Source organism: Mesorhizobium sp. M0633, from assembly GCF_040320645.1.
Taxonomy (GTDB): Bacteria; Pseudomonadota; Alphaproteobacteria; order Rhizobiales; family Rhizobiaceae; genus Mesorhizobium.
Genome location: NZ_JAMYQC010000026.1, coordinates 75,946 through 98,058 on the forward strand (window position 1 = coordinate 75,946; position 22,113 = coordinate 98,058).

General features: G+C 61.8%; 21 protein-coding genes and 1 tRNA gene. 8 read left to right on the top strand and 14 right to left on the bottom strand.

The window, feature by feature from the left end; all coding sequences use genetic code 11:
* Positions 1–23 precede the first annotated feature (23 nt).
* Positions 24–1,208: an amino acid aminotransferase gene (locus tag NKI47_RS24390; RefSeq protein ID WP_352593875.1), complete on the bottom strand. Its 1,185-nt coding sequence runs from the start codon at positions 1,206–1,208 to the stop codon at positions 24–26.
* 218 nt (positions 1,209–1,426) lie between these two features.
* Between NKI47_RS24390 and NKI47_RS24395 the strand changes: the two genes are divergently transcribed.
* The 4 genes from NKI47_RS24395 to NKI47_RS24410 are packed head-to-tail and all read left to right on the top strand — an operon-like array spanning position 1,427 to position 4,049.
* Positions 1,427–1,960, top strand: a complete 534-nt coding sequence (locus NKI47_RS24395) for a sigma-70 family RNA polymerase sigma factor (protein ID WP_502897431.1) — start codon at positions 1,427–1,429, stop codon at positions 1,958–1,960.
* Positions 1,957–2,730: an anti-sigma factor family protein gene (locus tag NKI47_RS24400; RefSeq protein ID WP_352471852.1), complete on the top strand. Its 774-nt coding sequence runs from the start codon at positions 1,957–1,959 to the stop codon at positions 2,728–2,730. Before NKI47_RS24395 ends, NKI47_RS24400 begins: the two co-directional genes overlap by 4 nt.
* 24 nt (positions 2,731–2,754) lie before the next feature.
* Positions 2,755–3,462 (top strand): Bax inhibitor-1/YccA family protein, encoded by a 708-nt coding sequence (locus NKI47_RS24405; RefSeq protein ID WP_352593877.1) that lies wholly within the window; start codon positions 2,755–2,757, stop codon positions 3,460–3,462.
* Positions 3,463–3,485: 23 nt separating this feature from the next.
* Positions 3,486–4,049, top strand: coding sequence for a DUF2076 domain-containing protein (locus NKI47_RS24410; protein WP_245274627.1), 564 nt, complete (start codon positions 3,486–3,488; stop codon positions 4,047–4,049).
* A gap of 157 nt (positions 4,050–4,206) precedes the next feature.
* Here the strand turns inward: NKI47_RS24410 and NKI47_RS24415 are convergent, their stop codons facing one another.
* The 9 genes from NKI47_RS24415 to NKI47_RS24455 all read right to left on the bottom strand — a co-directional run bounded on the left by NKI47_RS24415 (position 4,207) and on the right by NKI47_RS24455 (position 13,734).
* Positions 4,207–4,797, bottom strand: a complete 591-nt coding sequence (locus NKI47_RS24415; protein WP_352593878.1) for a hypothetical protein — start codon at positions 4,795–4,797, stop codon at positions 4,207–4,209.
* A gap of 203 nt (positions 4,798–5,000) precedes the next feature.
* Complete coding sequence (locus NKI47_RS24420) at positions 5,001–5,819, bottom strand: MBL fold metallo-hydrolase (protein ID WP_352593879.1); 819 nt, start codon at positions 5,817–5,819, stop codon at positions 5,001–5,003.
* A gap of 3 nt (positions 5,820–5,822) precedes the next feature.
* Positions 5,823–6,617, bottom strand: coding sequence for a TatD family hydrolase (locus tag NKI47_RS24425; RefSeq protein ID WP_352593880.1), 795 nt, complete (start codon positions 6,615–6,617; stop codon positions 5,823–5,825).
* A complete protein-coding gene (gene metG, locus NKI47_RS24430; RefSeq protein WP_023675060.1) occupies positions 6,617–8,167 on the bottom strand; it encodes a methionine--tRNA ligase in 1,551 nt (516 codons plus the stop codon). Before metG ends, NKI47_RS24425 begins: the two co-directional genes overlap by 1 nt.
* Positions 8,168–8,320: 153 nt before the next feature.
* Positions 8,321–9,376, bottom strand: coding sequence for a DNA polymerase III subunit delta' (locus NKI47_RS24435; protein WP_352593881.1), 1,056 nt, complete (start codon positions 9,374–9,376; stop codon positions 8,321–8,323).
* Entirely contained in the window at positions 9,373–10,047 is a 675-nt protein-coding gene (gene tmk / locus NKI47_RS24440; protein WP_352448921.1) for a dTMP kinase, read from the bottom strand. Before tmk ends, NKI47_RS24435 begins: the two co-directional genes overlap by 4 nt.
* Positions 10,048–10,111: 64 nt before the next feature.
* Complete coding sequence (locus tag NKI47_RS24445) at positions 10,112–11,242, bottom strand: D-alanyl-D-alanine carboxypeptidase family protein (protein WP_352593887.1); 1,131 nt, start codon at positions 11,240–11,242, stop codon at positions 10,112–10,114.
* Positions 11,243–11,352: 110 nt separating this feature from the next.
* Positions 11,353–12,576, bottom strand: coding sequence for a septal ring lytic transglycosylase RlpA family protein (locus NKI47_RS24450; RefSeq protein ID WP_352593882.1), 1,224 nt, complete (start codon positions 12,574–12,576; stop codon positions 11,353–11,355).
* A gap of 273 nt (positions 12,577–12,849) precedes the next feature.
* Positions 12,850–13,734 carry a GNAT family N-acetyltransferase gene (locus NKI47_RS24455; protein ID WP_352593883.1) on the bottom strand — a complete coding sequence of 295 codons (885 nt, stop codon included), beginning with the start codon at positions 13,732–13,734 and terminating at the stop codon, positions 12,850–12,852.
* Between the two features lie 307 nt (positions 13,735–14,041).
* Here NKI47_RS24455 and NKI47_RS24460 point away from each other — a divergent pair.
* The 4 genes from NKI47_RS24460 (at position 14,042) to rimO (ending at position 17,118) form a co-directional block, all read left to right on the top strand.
* Positions 14,042–14,131, top strand: a tRNA-Ser gene (locus tag NKI47_RS24460).
* A 282-nt stretch (positions 14,132–14,413) separates the two neighbouring features.
* Entirely contained in the window at positions 14,414–14,821 is a 408-nt protein-coding gene (locus NKI47_RS24465; RefSeq protein WP_352456770.1) for a DUF930 domain-containing protein, read from the top strand.
* A 171-nt stretch (positions 14,822–14,992) separates the two neighbouring features.
* Positions 14,993–15,652, top strand: a complete 660-nt coding sequence (locus tag NKI47_RS24470; RefSeq protein ID WP_352568620.1) for a TerC family protein — start codon at positions 14,993–14,995, stop codon at positions 15,650–15,652.
* 152 nt (positions 15,653–15,804) lie between these two features.
* The gene (gene rimO / locus NKI47_RS24475; RefSeq protein WP_352593884.1) at positions 15,805–17,118 is read left to right on the top strand and encodes a 30S ribosomal protein S12 methylthiotransferase RimO; all 1,314 of its coding nucleotides are present in this window, start codon (positions 15,805–15,807) and stop codon (positions 17,116–17,118) included.
* A 63-nt stretch (positions 17,119–17,181) separates the two neighbouring features.
* On the opposite strand, the gene NKI47_RS24480 is transcribed toward rimO, so the two are convergent.
* Genes NKI47_RS24480 through NKI47_RS24495 form a run of 4 tightly spaced genes read right to left on the bottom strand, consistent with a single transcriptional unit; the run spans position 17,182 to position 21,972 of the window.
* Complete coding sequence (locus tag NKI47_RS24480; protein ID WP_352568622.1) at positions 17,182–18,249, bottom strand: BMP family ABC transporter substrate-binding protein; 1,068 nt, start codon at positions 18,247–18,249, stop codon at positions 17,182–17,184.
* Between the two features lie 47 nt (positions 18,250–18,296).
* Positions 18,297–19,271 carry an ABC transporter permease gene (locus NKI47_RS24485; protein ID WP_352568623.1) on the bottom strand — a complete coding sequence of 325 codons (975 nt, stop codon included), beginning with the start codon at positions 19,269–19,271 and terminating at the stop codon, positions 18,297–18,299.
* Complete coding sequence (locus NKI47_RS24490) at positions 19,271–20,383, bottom strand: ABC transporter permease (RefSeq protein ID WP_352568624.1); 1,113 nt, start codon at positions 20,381–20,383, stop codon at positions 19,271–19,273. Before NKI47_RS24490 ends, NKI47_RS24485 begins: the two co-directional genes overlap by 1 nt.
* Positions 20,380–21,972, bottom strand: coding sequence for an ABC transporter ATP-binding protein (locus NKI47_RS24495; protein ID WP_502893792.1), 1,593 nt, complete (start codon positions 21,970–21,972; stop codon positions 20,380–20,382). The genes NKI47_RS24490 and NKI47_RS24495 overlap by 4 nt, the downstream gene beginning before the upstream one ends.
* Positions 21,973–22,113 lie beyond the last annotated feature (141 nt).

The window sequence follows — 22,113 nt, forward strand, 5'->3', positions numbered from 1 at the left end:
GAAGATCCTAGTTAGCAAAAGCATCAGTCGAGCACGGAGACTATCGCCTTGGCGAGCGCATCCATGCCGTCCTCGGGCAGGCCGGCAACGTTGATGCGGCTGTCGCCGACCATGTAGATGGCATGCTCGGCGCGCAGCCGCTCGACTTGCGCTTCCGACAGGCCAAGCCGGGAAAACATGCCGCGATGGCTGGCGACGAAATCGAAACGGTCGGAGTTGGACTGCCGCCGCAGCGCCTCGGCGAACTGGACGCGCAGCCGCAGCATGCGCAGCCGCATCTCTTCAAGCTCTGCCTCCCAGTCGGAACGCAATGCGGGGTCTTCAAGCACGATGCGCACCGCCGCCGCGCCGTGGTCCGGCGGCATCGAATACATGGCGCGCGCCGCCGACAGCATCTGGCCCATCGCCAAATCCGCCTGCGCGCCGGCTTTCGCCATGATCAGCGCTGCACCGACTCGGTCGCGATAGACGGCAAAGTTCTTCGAGCAGCTGGAGGCAACGACCATTTCCGGAACTTTTGCCGCCAGAAGGCGCAAGCCGGCGGCATCCACATCAAGTCCCTCGCCAAAGCCCTGATAGGCGATGTCGACAAAGGGCAGCAGGCCGCGCTCAACGACAAGATCGGCAATGGCAGCCCATTGCGAGATGTCTAGATTGGCGCCCGTCGGGTTATGGCAGCAGCCATGCAACAATACGACGTCGCCAGGATTCGCGGTTCTCAATGCATTCAGCATGTCGTCGAAGCGAACCGCACCAGAAGCAGCGTCGAAATAGGGATATTCGCGTGTCTGCAGGCCAGCGGCGCGCATCACCGGCATGTGGTTCGGCCATGTCGGATCCGACAGCCAGACCATCGCGTCGGTGCGGGTCCTTTTCAGCAGCTCTGCTACCAGCCGCAGCGCGCCGGAGCCGCCTGGCGCCTGCGCCGCACGAATGCGCGTCATGTCGGCGGCTGGGCCGAACACCAACCTGGCCATCGCCGCGTTGAAGGCGGTATCGCCGGCAAGGCCGAGATAGGTCTTGGTATCCTGGCCCTGCAGCAGCCGCTTTTCGGCTTCGCGCACCGCGCGCATCACCGGCGTCTTGCCGTCGCGATCCTTATAGACGCCGACCCCAAGATCGACCTTGTCGGGACGCGGGTCGGCGCGATAGAGGCCGATCAAGGCCAGGATCTTGTCGGCAGGCGCGGGCTGGAGATTTTCGAACATCGATAAGGTTCCGTTGGCGGCGGAGTGATACGCAAACCGGCCGTGCTTTGCCAGCAGTTTCATATGCGCCAACTCGGCGCCGGTTTGCCTCGAAGGCGGCCGATACTATCTGGCGGGCGAGAGCGGGCCCGATATCTCCCAGGACGAGAACGCGGCGAGCCGTAAGAAAATTTCGGGGAGAGCGGGATTAACATCCCGACCTGCTCCGTAAACAGGACATGAAACGGCCGATGCCACGCTTCGATATTCTGGGACAGCTCGGTTCGCTGCGCCGCTATGCACGCTCGCTGACGCGCGACAGCGCCGATGCAGAGGATCTGGTGCATGATGCGCTGGTGCGTGCCTATGAGCGACGCGGCAGCTTCCGCTCCGGCGGAAATCTTCGCGTATGGCTGCTGTCGATTGTCCATAATGCATTCATCGACGGTCTGCGGTCCCGCAAATCCGAAGCAATGCGCATCGAACAGGCCGGCTATCTCGCCGAGGCGAATGTCCAGGCTCCGCAGGAACATTCGGTCCGTCTGGCGCAGGTGCGCGAAGCGTTTTTCGAATTGCCGGAGGAGCAGCGTTCGGCGTTGCATCTCGTCGCCATCGAGGGGCTTAGCTACAGCCAGGCCGCTGAGGTGAGTGGCGTGCCGCTTGGCACGCTGATGTCGCGCATCGGCAGGGCGCGTGCGGCCCTGCGCGAGATGGAGGACGCGGTGCCGGCACGTACGAAAGGCCATCTGAAGATCGTCGGAGGTGGATCATGAACCAACTGCGCGATCCCGTCACCGACACCGATCTCGACGCCTATGTCGACGATCAGCTGGACGTTGCTCGTCGCATCGAGGTCGAGGCGTTCCTTTCGGCTCGCCCGGACGCGGCCGCGCGGGTAATGTCCGACCTGCGGATGCGTGACGAATTGCGCGTGGCGCTTGCCGGATCGAAAGGCATGGCGCGGCCCGCGACGGCCGATGCTGCACGGCGGCTGGAGCGGGGATTGGCGCGCGGCCGCGTCCTTGGTGCTTTGCAGCGAGCTGCGGCAGTCGCTGTCTTCGTCGCTGCCGGCTGGCTTGCGAACGGGCTCATCGGACCGATATCGGTGACGGAAGTCGTCGCTTCGACCCATCCGCCGGCCTATGTGGAGGACGCGGTCCGGGCGCACCGCACGACGCTCGTGCGCGAGGCGATGTCGTCGCAACCCGAAGCACCCGGCTACAATGCCGACGAAATCCGCGCCGCGACGGCGATCGTGATGCCATCGCTGCCAGCGGACTGGACGGTCCGTGACGTGCAGATCTATCCATCGCAATTCGGACCGAGCGTCGAGATGGCTGTCGAGACGAAAGAGATGGGGCTGGTCTCGTTGTTCGCGATCAGGCCCGGAACATTCGACGTCGTCAAGCCGACCGTCGTTCCCTCGGGCGAAGTTTCCTCGGCTTATTTCCAGATCGGCGAGGTCGCCTACGCGGTCGTCGGACGCAGCGATGTCGGCGGTCTCGATCGCACGGCCGAAGCGCTCGCCAAAACGCTTTACTGATCGACCTGCAAGAAGGAGAACCACATGAACAATCTCGGATATATCGGGGCCGGAGCCCGAGCCGGAGCCGTCTACGATGAAGGCCTGCGCCGGCACATGCTGCGCCTCTATAACTATATGGGCCTTGGCCTCGTCGTTACGGGCGTGATCGCGTTCGTGGTGGCTTCCACGCCCGCCCTTTACGTGCCGATCTTCTCCACACCGCTGAAATGGGTGGTGATGCTGGCCCCGCTGACCTTTGTGCTCTTGTTCTCGTTTCGGATGCAGGCGATGTCGGCAGGCGGCGCCCAGGCGATGTTCTGGGCATTCTGCGCGGTCATGGGCCTGTCGCTGGCTTCCGTGTTCCTGGTCTTTACCGGCACCAGCATCGCACGCACCTTCTTCATCGCCGCCACCATGTTCGGCGCGACCAGCCTTTACGGGTACACGACCAAACGCGACCTGACGCAGTTTTCGTCGTTCCTGATCATGGGCCTGATCGGCGTGGTGATCGCCAGCATCGTCAATATCTTCCTGGGCTCGACCGCGCTCCAATTCGCGATCTCTGTGATCGGCATCGCCGTCTTCATCGGCCTCACCGCCTGGGATACCCAGACGATCAAGGAGCAGTATGCGGAAAACTTCGGCGCGGAATCACAGCAGAAACTCGCTGTCTTCGGGGCATTCTCGCTCTATCTGAACTTCATCAACATCTTCCAACTGCTGTTGAACTTCACCGGCGAGCGCGAATAGCCGGCGTTGAACCAAGACCGGAGTTGGACATCCTGGACAGAAACGATCAGCAAGCGATCGGACAGCTCTTCGAGAAGTTGGCAAGCGCCGAGCGCCAGGCGCCGCCGCGCGATGCCGAAGCAGAGCGCTTCATCCAGGACCAGATCACCCAGCAGCCTGGGGCGCCATATTACATGGCCCAGACGATCGTGGTGCAGGAGCAGGCCCTGAACGCAGCTCAGGCGCGCATAGAAGAACTGGAGGAGCAGGCGCGGCAGCCGGCCGGCGGTGGACCGCTCAGCGGCTTCTTCGGCCGCAGCGGCGGCAGGCGCTCAGGCTCGGTTCCGCGGGTAGGGCGCACCGCCTCCGTTGCAACTGAAGGGCCGCAGGACACGCCACAACGGGCAGGCGGCGGTTTTCTTGCCGACGCCGCGCAGACCGCGATGGGCGTGGCGGGCGGCGTGCTGCTCGGCAACGCGATCGCCGGCGTGCTTGGCGGCAGCGAAGCGAAGGCAGCTGAACAGCCGACGCCGCAGCCGGACGAAGCCGATCAGGCAGGCGATTCCAGCTCCGATAATGGCGGTGACTTCGGTGATATGGAGTTCTGACGAGCGACCCAGCCTGTGCCTGTGCTGGCGCTGGTGACGATTGCGGGTCAGCATCGGCGAGGTGGCGAGGGCAACATCCGGGAAGCGAGCCCTCGCCGGCGGCTAATAGCCCAGGCGCTTCAGTTCAGCCTTGACCGCCGCGATCGTCCGCCGGCGGCTAATAGCCCAGGCGCTTCAGTTCAGCCTTGACCGCCGCGATCGTCTTGAAGCGGAAGTGCTTCGTTGCGCCGTCGCGCCAATGGCAGTCGCATGTGGTATCGAACTTCCGGCTCGCTTTCAATTGAGTCAGCGCCTTCTGGCCTGGCTTGGGGCCATCGAAGATGCGAACTTCGTAGAGCGTCCCTTCGACATCGTAGTGCATCTGAGCCCAGGAAAGTATCACGATCAGTTCCTTTGCCGGGTCGTGGTCGGCGTTGGCGAGGCCGAGCGCTATGTCCGGTGTGTCGCCCTCTTGTTCACCGATCGTGACCTGGATTGCGCGATATCTGTTGTCAGCTAGCCGTTGTAGCGCGACGAGTGGGCGTTCCGGATATTCCTCAGTAGTCTGGTAATCGACGAAGAGTGTCTGGAGGCCGTTCCAGCTCACGGCTGTGGTGTGCGGATCAGCATTGTCGGCGAACCCAACAACACGTTTGGCGAAAGCCAGGTCGTTCTCGCCTGGCGCACGATCAAAGTCCTGCGCTCGCGCGCCAGTGAGCGCGCAGGCGAGGGTGAGGGCAAGACTTGCAAGTAGCGGGAGTGTGTTCATGATTCCCAACCCTAGCATGCCCGTTGCCCCACAGCGCTGTTGCGAATGTCTAAGAGTGACCGGCCTGATCTCGCCGCCAACGGATGCTATAGGCGTAGTCGCATAAGATAGATTATGGAACTAGCTTGGCCGATTGGATGTGACGTGAAGATAGCACCTCGCGAGATCCAACTCGGGAACCCAGGCCGTAAAAACTTAGTCTTTCACGCTGATTCGTAAGGGATTTCGATCGTCATGCCGTCATAAGCAGGCTCGACGTTGGCCGGCGTCTCGGCCATTACCGTAGCGTAGTCGAGTGGCACATGCATATGCGTCAGCACCGCGTTCTTCGGCGCCAGTCTTTCGATCCAGCCAAGCGCCTGGCCAAGCGACAGATGGCTCGGATGGACGGTGTATTGCAGCGCGTCGATGACCAGCATGTCCAGCCCGCGCAAACGCTTGGCGGTCGCCTCCGGAAAGTCGCTGACGTCAGGGCAATAGGCCAGCCCGCCGATGCGGAAACCCAGCGAGGTGATGTCGCCATGGAGCTGCAGCAGCGGTTCGAGGGTGAGGGCGCCGCCCTCGCCTGCGATCACCACCGGCCTGTGGTGGTCGATGATATGGGCGTTGACGATCGGCGGATACGAACTGCCTTTCGGTGTTTCGAAACAGTAGCGGAACGCCTCGCGTAGGCGCGGCATGGTAGCCTGATCCGCATGGATGTCGATCCGGTGGCGCTGCTCGAGCACGAAGCCGCGCAAATCGTCGATGCCGTGGATATGGTCGGCATGCGGATGTGTATAGACCACCGCATCGATGCGCTTGACCGATGCCAGCAGCATCTGCTCGCGGAAATCCGGGCCGGTGTCGATGACGACCGTGGTCCGGGCGCCACTCGCCGCGATCCGCTCGACGAGCGCTGCGGTGCGCGTGCGCCGGTTCCGGGGGTTCGCGGGATCACAATTGCCCCAGTCGCCGGTGATGCGTGGCGTGCCCGGCGATGAGCCGCAGCCGAGGACGGTAAGACGTAACCGGTCGCTCATGCGTCAGGCGCCCGGCGCGCTCGGGCGCGGCATTTTCCTAAACAGCCGGAAGAAATTATCCGTGGTGATATTAGCGATCTCGGCCTCGCTGAAGCCGATCGTCTCGGCCAGCACCTTGGCTGTATGCGCGACATAGGCGGGCTCATTACGCTTACCGCGAAACGGGATTGGCGCAAGGTATGGCGCGTCGGTTTCGAGCAGCAGACGGTCGCGCGGCACATCGGCGGCGACGGCGCGCAGCTCGGCGGAGTTCTTGAAGGTCAGGATGCCGGAAAACGAGACGTAGCCGCCGAGCGCCACGCCGATCTCGGCCAGCCGGCGCCCCGACGAAAAACAGTGCAGGATGAAGGGGAAGGCGCCCTTCCCCGTTTCTTCTTCGAGGATATCAGCCATGTCGTCGTCGGCGTCGCGCGAATGGATGACCAGCGGCAGACCGGTCACGCGCGCCGCGGCGATGTGGGTGCGAAAGCCCTGCGCCTGTGCGTCGCGCGGCGCATGATCGTAGAAATAGTCGAGTCCGGCCTCGCCAATCGCCACCACTTTGCGATGAGCAGAGAGCCGCACCAGATCATCGACAGTGACATCAAGCTCTTCGGCCGCATTATGCGGATGGGTGCCGACCGAGCAATAGACCTCATCGAAAGTCTCTGCAATCTCAAGCACTTGGTTAAATCGCTTCACCCTCGTCGAGATCGTCACCATTCGGCCGATGCCGGCCGCTAGGGCGCGGGCGACAATGGCCGTCCGCTCTTCGGCGAAATCCGGAAAGTCGAGGTGGCAGTGACTGTCGACCAGCATCAGGCGTTCGCGTCCTGCTTTTCGTAACGCGGAAAGACCGCCTCCGGCGCGGGCAATGCCGTGCCGGGCACCAGCGCATAGTCGGCGTGGACATGCGCAAAGTCACGGTTGTCTGCCGGCACCGCCAGCAGGTCGAGCAGCTTAGCAGCCGATCCCGGAACAAAGGGCTGGCAGAGCAGCGTCACGCGCCGGACGACTTCGATCGTCGTCCACAGAACTGTCTTCATACGCTCTGGATCGCTTTTGCTTAGCGCCCAGGGTTGCTGAGAGGCGAAATAGCGGTCAGCTTCGGCCACCACTCCGAAGATCGCCGCCAGCGCCAAATGGATGCCCTGATCCGCCATCGCCTTTCGCGCGACGGCGAGTGCCCCCACCGCTTGGTCGAGGATGGCGCTGTCGGCTTCGGTCAGTTCGCCGCGCTTTGGCACCGCGCCGCTGCAGTTCTTGGCGACCATCTTCAGCGAGCGCTGCGCCAGGTTGCCGAGGCCATTGGCAAGGTCGGCATTGGTGCGGTTGACGATCGCATCATGGCTGTAGCTGCCGTCCTGGCCGAACGGCACTTCGCGCAGCAAGAAATAGCGCACCTGGTCGAGGCCGTAGTGCTCGATCATCGCGAACGGGTCGATGACGTTGCCGACCGACTTCGACATTTTCTCGCCGCGGTTGAACAAAAAACCATGCGCGAACACGCGCTTCGGCAATTCGATGCCAGCCGACATCAGGAAAGCCGGCCAGTAGACCGCGTGGAAGCGGACGATGTCCTTGCCGATGACGTGCGCGTTTGCCGGCCAGAACGACCATCTCTCATTGGCCGGATCCGGATAGCCGGCGGCGGTGATGTAGTTGGTCAAGGCGTCGACCCAGACATACATCACATGCTTCTCGTCGCCCGGCACCGGGATGCCCCAGTCGAACGTGGTGCGCGAGATCGATAGGTCCTTCAGGCCGGACCTGACGAAGCTCATCACCTCATTGCGCCTCTCGGCAGGACCGACGAAATCGGGCTGGTTTTCGTAAAGTGCAAGGAGCCTGTCCTGATAAGCCGACAGCCGGAAGAAGTAGCTCTCTTCCTCGACCCATTCGACCGGCGTCCCCTGCGGCCCATAGCGGACATTGTCGGCACGCACCTCGGTCTCTTCTTCGCCGTAATAGGCTTCGTCACGCACCGAGTACCAGCCGGCATAGCCGCCCTTATAGACGTCGCCATTGGCGGCCATCGCCTTCCAGATCGCCTGCGAGGCCTTGTAGTGCCGCTTTTCCGTGGTGCGGATGAAATCGTCGTTGGAGGCATCGAGCGCGACGGCCATGCGCTCGAAATCGGCCGAGTTGCGGTCTGCCAGCTCGCGCGCTGAAATACCTTCTCTCTTCGCCGTCTGCAGCATCTTTATGCCGTGCTCGTCGGTGCCGGTGAGAAAGAGCACGTCCTTACCGTCGAGCCGCTGGAAGCGGGCCAGCGCGTCGGTGGCAATCAACTCGTAGGCATGGCCGATATGCGGTTTGCCGTTCGGATAGGAAATAGCCGTCGTGACGTAGTATTTTTCGCGTGCCATGGATGAGCCGTCATGAATGTCTGAATGAAAGATGTCGCGGTGAGATATCGCATCGAAACGGCAATTGCCATCCGACGCCAATGTGGTGGCTTCGAAGTTCCTGCGATTGATTGGGATCAATACTCAGGGGCTTCAAAGCCACGCCAGCGGCCGTCACATTCGCATTGCAGAATTCAGGCGGTCGATCATGGTCAGGGCGTGCTGCTTTTTGTCGAGATTGTAGGTCTCGGTTTCAGATATAGCGTTCAAAGCCTCGTGCCAAGTATCCGACAGCGTTTTGGCCCGCGCGAGATCGCCGGCGAGCGCGGCCTGGCTGGCGCCGGCCGACAGCAGATCAAGCGCGCGGCGATTGAATATCTCGAACGGGATTGCCTGGTCGCGGCCGGCGACCGCCTCGGCAAGACGGTAGGCGCCTGCGACATCTATCTTCTTGGACATGACCAGGGCGTCGAGGGTGGCGGCGATTTCGAGCCCTCCATACTGCGTCAACAGGATCGCATTGCGCGCGCTGCCCCCTGCCCGCTCCGCCAGCGCCGCGCGCGCCCCAGGATCCTCCGGTGGCGGCGGCTCGATGCCTTCCAGAACCGTCATCAAGTTCTCGGCATCGAGCGGCGCCAACCGCACCATCTGGCAGCGCGACCGGATCGTCGGCAGCAGACTGCCCGGCGCATGGACGATGAGGATGAACAAGGTGCGCGCGGGTGGCTCTTCAAGATTCTTCAGCAAGGCATTGGCAGCATTGGTGTTCATGTCGTCGGCGGGATCGACGATAACCACCCGGTAGCTGCCGTCGTGCGAGGTCAGCGACAGAAAACGGCTGACCTTGCGGATTTCGTCGACCGTGACCACTGTCTTGAAGCTCTTGGTCTTGTCGTTCGCCGGGCGTGTAAGATGCAGCACCGAAGGATGCGCGCCGGTGGCGATCTGTCGAAACAGCGACGAAGCCGGATCTGGAACGGCAAGGCTTTCCGGCGCCTGCTCGAAGGCCGGGTGCTTCAACAGATGATGCGCCAGGTGAAAGGCCAGCGTCGCCTTGCCGATGCCAACCGGTCCGGCAAAGATCAGTGCGTGCGGCAGCTTTCCCGAGCGGTAAGCGGTGGCGAGCATGTTGGCCGCCTGCAGGTGACCGACAAGACGCGGCGTCTCGGATGGCTCGGGCACCCCGTCCAGCGTATCGTGCTGTTCGGGCGCGATGCGTTCGAAAATCATGCTGGCGCCGCCTGCCTTCTTTGTGCCGGCATCATCCTCTCGAGAGCCGCGAACACCGCGGCGGTAACGACATCCTCCACCGCATCTAGGTCGGCTGAGGCATCGACGACAACGCAGCGTTCGGGTTCAGCTGAGGCGATCGCGAGAAACGCCTCGCGCCGGCGTTGGTGGATGGCCAATGTTTCTTTCTCGAAGCGGTCCGGTCCGTCACTGCTGCCCCGCCGGGCGGTAGCGCGCCTCAGGCCCTCGGCGGGGTCGATGTCGAAGATCAGTGTCATGTCCGGCACCATGCCGTTGATGGCGACCTTCTCCAATGCGTCCATGAATGCCGGGTCGAGGCCGCCGGTCACGCCCTGGTAGACGCGCGAGGAATCCATGAAACGATCGCAAAGCACGACCGAACCGCGCTCGACTGCCGGCCGGATGACCTGTTCGACATGGTCGGAACGCGCAGCGGCGAAAAGCAGCGCTTCCATCTTGGGGCCGAACGGCTCGGCTGCGCCTGAAAGCAGGACATGCCTGACCGCCTCCGCGCCCGGCGAGCCACCCGGCTCACGTGTCACCAGCACATCGTATTTCTTGGCGCGCATCTTCTTTGCCAGCCGCTCGATCTGCGTCGACTTGCCTGCTCCTTCGCCGCCTTCAAAAGTGATGAAAAATCCGCGCGCCAAAGCCTTTGTCCATACTTCGGGGACCGTATAGTCCCGGCGGGAAAAAAGGTCCACCGCGACGGTGCTAACGCAGCCAGCCGACGGCCAGTTCCTTGGCGGCGTCGAGCGCGCGCTGCGGCAGCGAACCGACACCGATCGACTCGGCGGCAAACAGCGGCGTCTCCTGGCTCAGCGTATCGCCGATCCAGACGCGCAGCGTACCCACCGGCTGCCCCTCCTCCACCGGCGCTGCCACCGGTCCGTCATAGACGATCCTGGCGGTGAGCTTGTCGCGGTTGGTGATCGGCAGGAAGATCTGCACCGGTCCTTTTGCCTTTAACGCGACACCGGACTTGGCGCCGCCAAAGACCTGGGCTTCGCCAACCACTTCGTCCTTGGCGAATACTTCAGTCTTCTCGAAGGAGCGAACGCCCCAGTCGAGCAGCTTTCGCGCTTCCTCAGCACGCTCACGGTCGTTTGCCAGGCCGCTCATCGCCGCGATCACCCTTGTGCCGTTGTGGCTGACCGAGCCGACAATGCCGAACCCGGATTGCTCGCTGGCACCGACCGCGAGCCCGTCGGCGCCTATGTCCATGGCCAGTAGCGGATTGCGGTTCCTCTGGGAAATCTTGTTCCAGGTAAAATCCTTCTGGCCGTAATAGCGGTAGAGATCCGGGTAGTTGCGCCAGATATGCAGCGCCAGAAGCGCAAGTTCGCGAACGCTCGTTTGCTGCTCATCGGCCGGCAGACCGGTGGAATTGACGAAAGTCGATTTCTGCAAGCCGATCTGGCGGGCACGCCCGGTCATCTGCGCTGCGAAGTTTGCTTCGGACCCGGCCATCCCTTCAGCAATGACGATACAGCCGTCATTGGCCGCCTGCACGGTCACGCCCTGGATCAGGTCTTCCAGCCGGATCGTCGACTTGAGCTTGGCGAACATGGTCGATGTCCCCGAAGGAGCGCCGCCTTTGCGCCAGGCGTTCTCGCTCACCACGAAGGTATCATCGAGCGTCATGCGCCCTGATTTGATGGCGTCGAAAACCACTTCCATCGTCATCAGCTTGGCCAGCGAGGCCGGCGGAATCAACCTGTCGGCGTCCTTGGAAAACAGCACGGTTCCGGTTTCGGCATCGATCATGAAGGCCTGCGCGGCCTTGGTCTCGAAAAGCTGTGCTGAGGCCGGCGCAAGCGAGAGCAGCAGCAGGCCGAGCGCCATAAGCCCGGTGAAAGGGTGAAAAGATTTCATCAGGTTCGACCAGTGAGCCGGCGCTTTTGCAAGTTGGCAGAAGCTATCAGGCTTTTGCCTGGCGGATCAATCGACCGAGCTCAGTTGCGTACAGCAAGCGCATCCGGCGCACCATGCGACCACGCTGCCTGCAGCATCTCGTCCAGGCTGCCACGACCGTCGGCAAAGAGGTTGACCGAGTACCAGTCCTTGCCTTCAAGTTCCGAGCGCTGGATCTCGGTCTTGCCGAAGCTGGAAAGCTGGGCCGCCACACGCTCCGCTTCGGCGGCATTCTCGAACGAACCCGCCGCGACATAGTCCGTGGGCGACCCGGTTGGAGGAGCTTGCCGCTTCCACGATTGAAGAATTTCGGCGGGCGACATGCCGGCGCCATCCAGCTCGGCAAACGCGTTGGAGGCGCGTTGCACGCGCTCGTCCGCGTAAGACAGCGACGCCACGGTGAACGGCGATTGCGCCGGCAGGTTGATCTCCGGGCGCTCCGGCGCGATCGGGCCGAAATCGGGCAGTACAATGTCTCCCAAAGCAGATGCTTGCACTGCCATGACAGGCCCTGCATCGGATCCCTGCCCGGAATTCGTCAGCTGACCGGGGAACGGCACGGCAGCAGCGCTCACCGGCAGGCTTGGCGACGGCCCATTCATCGCGACCATGACACCGCTGGGCAGGCCGTCCGACGGATCCGGCGCCCTGTTGCCTGGACGATACGAAGCCACAAGATACTGCCCGTCATTGCCTTCGAGCGGCGCACGGCCGACATATTCGACCTTCACCTCGGCCGTACCGATGTTGGCATAATCGAGCATTTCAGCAGCGCGCTTCGACACATCGATGATGCGTCCATCATGATAGGGTCCGCGGTCGTTGACGCGCACGATCACCGAGCTGCCGGTCTTCATGTTGGTGACCCGCGCATAGCTCGGCAGCGGCATGGTCGGATGCGCCGCCGTCAGATCTGCCATGTCGTAGACTTCGCCGTTGGCGGTCAACCGGCCGTGGAAGGCCTCACCGTACCAGGATGCGAGGCCAACCTTGGCGTAACGTTTGTCTTCCTTCGGATAATACCACTTGCCGCGCACCTGATAGGGCTTGCCGAGCTGGTCGCGTCCGCGAGACGTCTTGAACATGACGCGCGGGCTGGCTTTCACGCCGTATTCGGCTTCGGAAAAATATTCCTTGGAGCGAGGTTTCTTGTTGACCATCGCCTTTTGCTGCGGCCCGGCACATGCTGCAAGAAAGGCTGCCGACAAAGCAAACAGCGCGAAAGCGGAAGCGCGACGAAGACGCGGGCGCGCCGTGGTCTGCATATTTTGATTATCCCCTATAGCATCGACGAAGGCACCGCAGCATGAACGTCAGCGATGCCAAAGCACCCACTCCAGAAACGCCGGCGACGCCCTACCCCAATCCTTTTTGTGCGCAGGAATTGTTTATCACCGTATTAACCGATTGTGGTCGGAACCGGGCGAGATTGTGGCACGGACCGCCTCGCTGATCGGCATGAAAATCATCGCTTATCGATCAGAAACGCCGTTCGTGGCGCACTTTGCCCCTGGCTTGGCGTGTCTGCGAGCGCAGATTCAGGGACCGAATATCACAAGTTCGGTGAACGTCAGATCTCCAGGTGCGGGTGGTCTGGGACCTTTGAAGTATTTCAGCCCCTTGTTGGGCCGGTACCATCCCACCAAACCTGGAATCGGCTCCTTGGCGTCGACAAAGCAAACCAGGATTCCGCTTCGCAAGAGAAAGCGCCCCATCGCACCGGCGCAGCGGCTCAAATCCGCAAGCGAGCGGCAATAGATGACCTGATGGCACTGGATAACACCGTGCAACATTCGGCGCGGCATCAATACCAGGGGGAACGCTGCTCCGTCGCAAATGCAGATCAACGACAGGCAGCCCAGCGCGGCGTGTTCCGAGAGTATGTACCTCTCACTCTCGGGCAGCATCGCCAATTCCGGGAGATCGGGACGCACTTCGACTACGCGACATGACCGCTGCGTCAAACTTAAAGCCGGCAAGAAGGTAAATTGTCCGCTGGAGAAGAGCCGAAAGCCTAGCGCCCGGTTGGCTTTCAATGTCGCTTGTGCCGGCGAAATGTTCGTGTAGGTCACGTCCTTCCGCTTGAGAACCGCCACAACCAACATGGCGCCATAAGGACGGAATTCTGCATCGACTGACCAGCTTGAAAGATTGCAGCGGATTTCGTCGCCCTCTGGCCCCTGGTAGCGAGCATAAAGGGTGAGCACAACGCCGACGATCCGACCGGCATGCTCCAAAACAAAGCCATATCGTGGGAACTCGGCAACCGCAGGACGCTGCGACAAACGGGTCAGAGCGTGTATCCAGTAACTCCGGTTACGCGCCGGAAAGCCCCTGCACAGACAATCAACCACTCCCTCCCAGTCGGTTTCGCGGATTGGTCTACAGCGAAGACCGGGCGGGAGAGCGCCAAGTACGGCCAAAATCAACTCCAGAATACGATTTACTTACATGTGCCTAATGCGCTCCACATATCAGCGCTCAACGATTAATAGTCCGTGCGGGTTTTAAAAACGATTTTCCACACTCAGCACAAACACAGCTCGCCATGACGCTGCTCACCGTCCTGGATCGCGCCGAAAGGTGCGGCCGCCACGGTTGACTTGGCGTTGAATGCGGCTTTACAGGAATGGAGCGCGAACCGGTCGGGGAACGTCCTGGTGCCAATCCGGTACCGACAGCTCGAACCCGCTCCTCTCGCGATATCCTAAGTGATTGAAAAATCACCTTGGAGGGATGGCCGAGCGGTTTAAGGCACCGGTCTTGAAAACCGGCGTGGGTGCAAGCCCACCGTGGGTTCGAATCCCACTCCCTCCGCCATATCCGGCCAATTTCTTCAATCCTGCAGGCATGACGTCGAGTTTTCCGCTCGTCGGATTCTCGACTGCCTGGGTCTAACAGGCCGGTCCGCTTCGGGGAGAACCGCCGCTCTGCCCCATGCAGCGCACCACCTCTCGCGTCGCTGAAATGCGACAGGTGCTGATCGTGGCAACGATACCAAAGTACCGGTGATACTATTGCGTAATCAACAACCTGCCACAAAGCGAAGACTGTCACCCGCCGCGCAGCCGCGCTTCGTCGGGTTGATTTCTCCGTCCGAATATGGTGCTTCTCCCGCCTATGAATAAACTATTTTCTGCGGTCCTCGCATGGACGATAGTGGCTTGGCCGGCCAGCGCAATGGACAGCGCATTGCGCGCCGGCCTGCTGAAACTCGATCCGCAAACCCGGCTGGAGCAGCGATGCGACGCCGAAATTCTCGACCGGATTACCCGCGACGACCACAAATACAAAGCCGATCGTGTCGTCGCCTACGCTTTTGCGACGCCCGAAATGGGCGCCGATGCGATCAAGAGCCCGGGTGCTGCGTTTCGCAGCAAGGGACAATGGTACCGGCTGAAATTCAAATGCGAGACAGCGCCGGACCATATGGAAGTCCTGCAGCTGCGCTACCGGATCGGTGATGAAATTCCGGAAAGCGACTGGCCCAAATACAACCTCTATAACTAGGCATTCGCGACCTGTGGCCGCATTTTGCCGGTGTTTCGGGCCGATCGTCGCAAACTCTGTATATTGCCGACCTTGTTCCAACCAGTCCCTTGACGCGCGGGAACCATACACGTTAGGCCCTCCAGGCATTCGACGCGAACAGTTGGCCAACCAGCAAGGAACTTCCAGTCGATGGAAATTTTCACTGCCGCGGGCTTCTCTGCCCTGCTCCAGGTCATCGCCATCGACCTCGTGCTTGCAGGCGATAACGCCATCGTCATCGGCTTGGCCGCGGCGGGCTTGCCGGTCGAGCAGCGCAAGAGAGCGATCCTCATCGGCGTGGTGGCGGCGACGGTGCTGCGTATCGGTTTTGCTGCGATCACCGTCACCCTGTTACAGATTGTCGGCCTGCTGCTGGCCGGCGGCATCTTGCTGCTGTGGGTGTGCTGGAAGATGTATCGCGAGCTGCGCACGTCGTATGCCGACGAGGTGGAGGCGACCGAAGCGCTGTCCAATTCCGATATCAACAGGGATGATATGGTGGCCGGCAAGGCGCGCAAGAAGACCTTGGGTCAGGCGGCATTGCAGATCGTCATCGCCGACGTGTCGATGTCGCTCGACAACGTACTGGCGGTCGCCGGCGCGGCGCGCGATCACTTCCAGGTGCTGGTGATAGGCCTCGTCCTGTCGATCGCGCTGATGGGCCTTGCCGCGAGCTTCATCGCCAAGCTGCTGCACCGCCATCGCTGGATCGCCTATATCGGCCTTTTGATCATCTTCTATGTCGCACTCGATATGATCTACCGGGGCGCGGTGGAAGTCTTGCCGCATGTCAGCAGTGCGGTGAGCTGACACGCCGACTCGAATTCTCATCGGTCGGCCTTTCAGCTTCGGCGAGCCTTCGGCGACGCTGGCGGTTGCGTTTCGCCGCAGCCGCTGCCCATACCAATGCCGCGACAAGTGTGATACTGCGCCGCCACTCCTGAAAATCCGGAAAAGCTTAGATGTCCGCCCCTCGCGTCAGTTTCGTCAGCCTTGGATGCCCGAAAGCCCTTGTGGATTCGGAGCGCATTATCACCCGCCTGCGCGCCGAAGGCTACGAGATCGCCCGCAAGCACGACGGCGCCGACCTGGTCGTCGTCAACACCTGTGGCTTCCTCGATTCGGCTCGCGATGAATCGCTCAACGCCATCGGCTCCGCACTTTCGGAGAATGGCAAAGTTATCGTCACCGGCTGCCTCGGCGCCGAGCCGGACGTCATCCGTGAAAGACATCCGAACGTCCTCGCCATCACCGGACCACAAGCTTATGAAAGCGTGATGGCGGCGGTGCATGAGGCTGCCCCCCCGAGCCATGATCCCCACATCGACCTTTTGCCGCCGCAAGGGGTCAAGCTCACGCCGCGCCACTATGCGTATCTCAAGATTTCGGAAGGCTGCAACAACCGCTGCACCTTCTGCATCATCCCGGCGCTGCGTGGCGACCTCGTATCGCGGCCGGCGGCCGACGTGTTGCGCGAAGCCGAGAAGCTGGCCAAGGCCGGGGTCAAGGAGATCCTCGTCATCTCGCAGGATACCAGCGCCTACGGCGTCGATATCAAATACCAGACCAGCATGTTCGGCGATCGCGAAGTGCGGGCGAAATTCCTCGATCTATCGGAAGAACTGGGCAAGCTCGGTGTCTGGGTGCGCATGCACTATGTCTATCCCTACCCGCATGTCGCAGACGTCATCCCACTGATGGCCGAAGGCAAGATCGTTCCCTATCTCGACATTCCGTTCCAGCACGCCTCGCCGCAGGTGCTGAAGAACATGCGCCGGCCCGCTCATGGCGAAAAGACGCTCGAGCGTATTCGCGGCTGGCGCGACATCTGCCCGGACCTTGCCATCCGCTCCACCTTCATCGTCGGCTTCCCCGGCGAGACGGATGACGATTTCGAGATGCTGCTCGACTGGCTGGACGAGGCCAAGATCGACCGCGCCGGCTGTTTCAAATACGAGCCGGTCAGAGGCGCCCGCTCCAACGAGCTCGGCCTCGAGCAAGTGCCGCAGGAGATCAAGGAAGCCCGCTGGCACCGCTTCATGCAGCGCCAGCAGAAGATTTCGGCAACGCAGCTAACCAAGAAAATTGGCAAGCGCCTGCCGGTCCTGATCGACGAGGCGCATGGCAATTCGGCCAAGGGCCGGACCAAATACGACGCGCCCGAAATCGACGGTTCGGTCCATATCCAGTCGCGGCGGCCACTGCGCGCCGGCGACATCGTCACGATTAAGATCGAGCGCGCCGACGCTTACGACCTTTACGGCTCAGCAGTCTGATATTCCGTCCAAAATGAAAAGGGCGCCGCGTGGCGCCCTTTCGTTCGATATGTTTCCGACCACCTACTGCGGCAGCTTGTCGTCGACGCCCTTCACGTAGAAATTCATGCCGAGCAACGTGGCGTCGTCGGCGACCTCGCCCTCCTTCAGCCAAGGTGTGCCGTCCTGCTTGGCGATCGGCCCGGTGAAGGGGTTCCAGCCGTCGGCGATCTTCTTGGTGGTGGCTTCGGCCATCGCCTTGACGTCGTCGGGCATGTTGGTGAACGGCGCCAGCTTGACGGCGCCGTCCTTAATGCCGAGCCAGACATTGTCGGGCTTCCAGGTGCCGTCGAGCGCCGCCTGGACGCGGCTGATGTAGTAGGGACCCCACTCGTCGGTCAGCGAGGTCAGCTGCGCGTGCGGCGCGAACTTGATCATGTCGGAGGACTGCCCGAAGCCGTGCAGCTTGCGCTCCTCCGCCACCTGCAAGGCAGCGGTCGAGTCGGTGTGCTGGACGATGATATCGGCGCCCTGGTCGAACAATGCCTTGGCAGCATCGGCCTCCTTGCCCGGATCGAACCAGGAGTTCACCCACACGATCTTCGCCTTGAAGTTCGGATTGATCGACTGTGCGCCGAGCATAAAGGAATTTATGCCCATCACCACTTCCGGGATCGGGAAGGAAACGATGTAGCCGGCGACGCCCGACTTCGATTGCTTGGCGGCGATCTGGCCAAGCACGTAGCGGCCTTCGTAGAAACGCGCATTGTAGATGCCGAGATTTTCGGCCGTCTTGTAGCCGGTGGCGTGCTCGAACATCACCTTGGGGAATTTCTTGGCGATCTTCACTTCCGGGTCCATGAAGCCGAAGGACGTGCCGAAAATGATCTTGCATCCCTCGCGCGCCAGGCGCTCGAAGGCGCGGTCGGCATCGGGGCCTTCGGAGACGTTTTCGAGATAGGCGGTCTCGACCTTGTCGCCGAGTGCCTTTTCCACCTCGAGGCGGCCTTGGTCGTGCTGGTAGGAGTAGCCGAAATCGCCGATCGGGCCGGTGTAGACCCAGCACGCCTTCAGCTTGTCCGCCGCCTGGGCTGATGCCGCCAGCGACAATGCGGCCGTCGTCGCCATCAGGGCAATAAGCAGTTTTTTCATTGTGTTACCTCTCTGAGTTAAGCCTTGGAGCTTCCGTCTTTTTGTTGTCAACGATCCGGAACGAATGGCTGGCCCAAGGAGGCCGGCGTGTTCATCATCGTCAAACGCTTGTTGCGCGAGATTAGAACGAGAACCACGACGGTTGCCAGATAGGGCAGCGAAGAAAGCAGTTGCGAGGGAAACGATTTTAAGAACGCAATTAACTTGTAGAGCAACCAGGGCGCGCCGACGAAGTCCTGCAGATTTATGGCTTGGACGTGAAGCTGGCCAACCCAGATCGCGCCGAAAATATAGGCGCCGGCCAGCACCCGCCATGGCCGCCAGGAGGCGAAGACGACCAGAGCCAGCGCGATCCAGCCGCGGCCGGCGGTCATGTTCTCCACCCATTGCGGTGTGTAGACCAGCGATAGGTGACCGCCGGCGAGGCCGGCACAAGCGCCGCCGAAAATCACTGAGAGATAGCGGTAGCGGATGACGTGGATGCCAAGCGCATGGGCGGATGCATGGCTGTCGCCGATCGAGCGCAGCGTGAGCCCGGTGCGGGTCTTGAACAGGAACCACATGACGGCGGCGGTCAGCGCGATCGAGATGTAGAAGATTGGATCCTGGCCGAACAGCAGCCTGCCAACGACCGGGATTGCGGTCAGGCCGGGAATATCGAGGTTTGGCAGCCTTTCGCCGGGCTGGCCGACAAAATTCGTTCCCATCATGCCGGAAAGGCCGAGGCCGAGCAGTGTCAGCGACAGGCCGGTGGCCACCTGATTGGTGGCCAGCGAGAGCGTCATGACGGCGAACAGCAGCGAGAACACTGCCCCCATGGTGATTGCCGCCAACAGCCCTATCCAAGGCGAGCCGGTGAGATAGCCGGCGCCGAAACCGCCGACGGCACCCATGATCATCATTCCTTCGACGCCGAGATTGAGCACACCCGAACGTTCGACCACCAGTTCGCCGATCGCCGCGATCAGCAGCGGCGTCGCCGCCGTCGCGATGGTCAAGAGGATGTTGACGGTGATGTCCATCAGCGGGCTTCCTCCAGCTTCGGCGCTGCCTTGAGCTTCGGCGCGGAAAAGCCGGTCAGGCGAATGCGGTAATGGATGAGCGTGTCGCAGCCGAGCACGAAGAACAAAAGCATGCCCTGGAACACGCGCGCCACCTTGTCGGAGATGCCGAGCGCGCTTTGCACTGCCTCGCCGCCCAGATAGGTCAGCGCCAGTACAAGGCCTGCGGCGACGATGCCGAGCGGATTGAGCCGGCCGAGAAATGCCACGATGATAGCGGTAAATCCGTAGCCGGGCGAGATCACCGGCTGCAATTGTCCGATGGCTCCCGAGACCTCCGAAATCCCTGCAAGTCCGGCCAGTGCGCCCGACAGCAGGAAGGCAAAGAAGACCATGCGGTTAAGGCCAAACCCGGCGAAGCGCCCTGCCCTCGGGCTTGAGCCGAGCACGCGGACCTCGAAGCCTTTCAGCATACGGCTCATCAGGATCCAGATCAGTATCGCCGCGATCAGCGCGAAGACAAATCCCCAGTTTGCCCGGCCGGATTCCGGGAGGAGTTCCGGCAGTATGGCCGAGTCGTTGAACTGGATGGTCTGCGGGAAACCGTGGCCCTGCGGATCGCGCCACGGCCCGCGTACGAGCCAATCGAGGAAGAGCTGGGCGACATAGACCAGCATCAGGCTGGTCAGGATCTCGTTGGTGTTGAAGCGCGTCTTCAGCAGTGCCGGGATTGCAGCATAGGCGGCCCCACCGACCATGCCGAGCAGAAGCATCAGCGGCAGCACCAATGGGCCTTCGAACTGCGGAAACAGCACGGGAATGATCGAGCCGACAATGCCGCCCAGGATGAACTGGCCTTCGGCGCCGATGTTCCAGATGTTGGCCTTGTAGCAGACCGACAGTCCGACCGCGATCAGGATCAGGGGGGCGGCCTTGATCGCCAGCTCATGCAGCTGCCAGACCTGGCTGATCGGTTCGATGAAGTAGATGCGGAACGCAGTCAACGGGTTGACGCCGAGCAGCGCGAACATGATGGCACCGGCAATGATCGTCAAAACGAAAGCGATGAAAGGCGAGAGTGCCGAAAACAGCATCGAGCGCTGCGGGCGTTTTACAAGTTCGAGGCGCATCAAGCCGTCTCCAGCGTATGTTCGGCATGCCCGGGTTCGGCGCCGCCCATCAGCAGCCCGATCTTCTCGAATGTCGCTTCAGCTATCGGCAGCGGCTTCGATAGTTCGCCATTGTGCATGACCGTGATCGCATCGGAAATCTCGAACAGCTCGTCGAGGTCCTGGCTGATCACCAGCACCGCCGAGCCGCTGCGTGCCAGTTCGATCAGCGCCTGGCGGATGTGGGCCGCCGCACCCGCGTCGACGCCCCAGGTCGGCTGATTGACCACCAAGACGCTCGGCCGGCGGTCGAGTTCGCGGCCGACGATGAATTTCTGCAGATTGCCGCCCGAAAGAGCCGCAGCTTCCGGATCCGGCGCGCTCTTGCGCACGTCCATCGCCTTTATGATGCGCTGGGCAGCGGTATGGATCGCATCGCCCTTGACCATTCCACCGGCGCCGACAAACATCTTGCCATCGGTGGCGTGGCGCGACAGAAGCAGGTTCTCCGAAAGCTTCATGCGCGGTGCTGCGCCATGGCCGAGCCGCTCTTCCGGGACGAAGGCAGCGCCCATCAGACGCCTGCCGGTGATGGTGAGGCCGCCGGCATCCTTGCCGCGGATGCGGACCGAGCCGGCATCCTGCTGCAGCACCTCGCCGGAAACGGATTCGAAGAATTCGCCCTGGCCGTTGCCGGCCACACCGGCAATGCCGATCACCTCGCCGGCGCGGACCTCGAGATTGATGTTCCTGAGCGGGATCGAGAACGGGGTCGCCGGCTTGCGGGTGAGTTCGCGGATTTGAAGCAGCACCGGCGCGGTCTCGATACCCTCGGCCGGCGCCCGCACCACGGCCAGCACCTCGTTGCCGACCATCATCCGCGCCAACGAAGACGCGGTTTCCTGGCGCGGATTGCAATGGCCGACCACCTTGCCGTGACGCAGCACGGTGGCGCGGTCGCAGATCCGTTTGACCTCTTCCAGCCGGTGCGAAATGTAGAGGATGGACTTTCCTTCCGAACGCAGCCGTTCGAGCGTCTCGAACAACTTATCGGCCTCCTGCGGCGTCAGCACCGAAGTTGGTTCGTCGAGGATGATGAGTTGCGGCGTCTGCAGCAGGCAGCGGATGATTTCGATACGCTGACGCTCGCCGACCGACAGATCACCGACCAGCGATAGCGGATCGAGAGGCAGGCCGTAACTGTAGGAGAGCGCCCTCGCCTTGGCCGCGATCGTGCTGATCGGCGAGCCGTCATCCAGCGACAGCGCGATGTTCTCCGCCGCCGTCAGCGCTTCGAACAGGGAAAAATGCTGGAAAACCATGCCGATGCCAAGCTTTTTTGCGGTGCCGGGGCTGGTGATCCTGACCGCCTGGCCATTCCAGAAAATCTCGCCGGAATTCGGTTCCAGCGATCCAAACAGCATTTTCACCAAGGTCGACTTGCCGGCGCCGTTCTCGCCAAGCAACGCATGGATCTCGCCCTTGGCGATGTTGAGATCGACATGGTCGCACGCCGTCAACGTGCCGAATATCTTTGTGAGGCCGCGAACCTCAAGCAAGTTTGCGCCGTCCTGATCTGCACTCACGGTGCCTCCATCTGGTTTGCCAGACATGTTCTGTGTTCCCGCAAGCATCGTATGCGCGGGCTGCTCTCTACGGTAAGCGCCTCACGACTTGAAAGAGCTTCAAGAATTTCAGCGGAAACTCAAGCGGTAAAGAGCAGTTCGCAAGAACGGCGGCGTCGGCGGCCCGAA